Source organism: Methanocalculus sp., from assembly GCF_029762515.1.
Classification (GTDB): Archaea; Halobacteriota; Methanomicrobia; order Methanomicrobiales; family Methanocorpusculaceae; genus Methanocalculus.
On record NZ_JARVGN010000412.1, the window covers coordinates 1 to 1,943 of the forward strand.

The window sequence follows — 1,943 nt, forward strand, 5'->3', positions numbered from 1 at the left end:
TATCCTCCATGCCCCCGGATCAGATACTTCACCGAATTCTTCAGGGAGAAGTATGGCATGGATGTGGTTGTCGGTACGCACCCGATACCGGAGAATTATCTCACAACCCACACAGCATTAAAGACCTGGAACTCAAAACCCTGGCAGGAGCTTATCGCTCCAACACTCTCAGACGAGGAGACGAGGAAGGCCTATGATTAGGGTCTCCTCCTGTCCTTTTCTCCATCATCCCGCGGCTGTTTCCGAAAGACCATTCCCTGGAAGATTGCAATTCTGTTCTCATGCTCATCGGTAATGATGACTGTGTAGGAGGCGAGCCTTTTACTTTTCGCAAATTCTTCTGCAACCGCTATCAGTCTCCCCTCCCGTGCGGCGGTGAGGTATGAGATGGAAGCGTTGATCGCCGCCGCCGGTATGCCGTGTGAATTCGAGGCGATGGCAAATGCACAATCAGCAAGTGTAAAGAGAGCCCCTCCGTGGACGGTGCCATGGCTGTTCAAGTGCTTTGGTTGTACCTGCATGGCAACACGGGCATGCCCGGCCCCTGCCTCGATGAGTTCGATCCCGTTCTCCTGCGCATATCTATCGGCATTCAGGAACTGTTCTGCATCATCGGCAACTGTCATGGGATGAGTTTGTGAGCAGTGGACGAAAAAGCTATGGCAGGATTGGTGAGCAACGCAGATGCCTGTTCAAATCGTCACTTCTGGTCATTGAAGAGTACGATACGGGAAGAAGTGGTTGGATCGATTGGAGAATCATCGGACCCTCTCTCCTGGTTATGCAGGATGATTGAACCCTGTTATGCTGAATGCAATGAGGATGTATGGGCGGATCCTGCGCATCTCCTCTCTTTTTAGCAGGCGAAGACTTATATTTGATAATGAATATATCCCCGTTGTTCATTCACAGGAGATATTATGCCCCCGTATATGGAACATACGATTGGATCGATCGTCGTCATCGAGCTACCTGTTCGGGTCGACTCAGTAACGTCTGTGGATCTTGAAAAACAACTTCAGCGGCTGATTGGAGTGAATAAAGGGATTATTTGCGATTTTTCCAATACTACATTCATATCAAGCCTTGGCCTCCGTATCCTTCTCAAGACATATAAAGATGTGAAGCGCCTGGATGGCGAGATGGTGCTCTGTTCGGTATCCGATTACGTCATGGAAGTCTTCGATATATCCGGATTCTCCCGGATCTTTACCATGTACCCTTCACGCACAGAAGCGGTTCCGGCACTTGAAATCTCCCTCAAATCAGGCGGCTTAAACAGGGTGGAGGGGGAATGACAGATGAAATGCACTGTTGCAGAACTGATCTTCGACTATCTGGAGCAGCAGGGTATCGATCACATCTTTGGCGTTCCGGGCCTCGTCCTTGAACCGTTCCTCACAACCTGCGTGAAGAAGGGGTCAATCACCCCCGTCCTGACGAAACACGAGGAAGGGGCGGCTTTTATGGCTGACGGCTATGCCCGGATCAAAGGGGTGCCGGGTGTATGTTTCGCCACATCAGGGCCCGGCGTGACCAACCTCATCTCAGGTGTCGCCGGTGCAAGCCTTGACGGTATCCCGCTGATCGTCTTCTCCGGCCAGATCCCGACATTTACCAACAGAAAAGGAACCCTCCAGGATTCAACGGGCATTGGGATCGATTCGGTGAAGATCTTCGAGACGATCTGTAAAAGCAGCCTGATGATCACCTCCCCGTATGCGGCTGAATATGATCTCAAATCTTCCTGCATCCATGCAATGACCGGCAGAAAAGGGCCGGTACACCTGAGCCTGCCAAAAGACATCCTGATGGAGACAATCGAGATTGCGACCCCCGAAAAGCCGTTTGAACTTCCGGCGGCAGAATATTTTGACAGAAAACAGGTGATCGAGGCAGCACGCGAACTCTGCGGGGCAGAACACCCCGCCATCCTTGTCGGG

The 1,943-nt window shown here is 51.5% G+C and carries 3 protein-coding genes and 1 pseudogene; 3 read left to right on the top strand and 1 reads right to left on the bottom strand.

Annotated features, from left to right (window positions below; all coding sequences use genetic code 11):
* Positions 1-201, top strand: a pseudogene (locus QCH34_RS11600) (CGGC domain-containing protein); the annotation flags it as partial.
* Here the strand turns inward: QCH34_RS11600 and QCH34_RS11605 are convergent.
* Positions 198-626 carry a PaaI family thioesterase gene (locus QCH34_RS11605; protein ID WP_300334357.1) on the bottom strand — a complete coding sequence of 143 codons (429 nt, stop codon included), beginning with the start codon at positions 624-626 and terminating at the stop codon, positions 198-200. The pseudogene QCH34_RS11600 and the gene QCH34_RS11605 sit on opposite strands and share 4 nt — an antisense overlap.
* 294 nt (positions 627-920) lie before the next feature.
* Here QCH34_RS11605 and QCH34_RS11610 point away from each other — a divergent pair, with 294 nt between their 5' ends.
* The gene (locus tag QCH34_RS11610; RefSeq protein ID WP_300334359.1) at positions 921-1,298 is read left to right on the top strand and encodes an STAS domain-containing protein; all 378 of its coding nucleotides are present in this window, start codon (positions 921-923) and stop codon (positions 1,296-1,298) included.
* Positions 1,299-1,301: 3 nt separating this feature from the next.
* Positions 1,302-1,943 (top strand): thiamine pyrophosphate-binding protein (locus tag QCH34_RS11615; protein ID WP_300334362.1); only part of this gene is annotated, 642 nt, incomplete at its 3' end.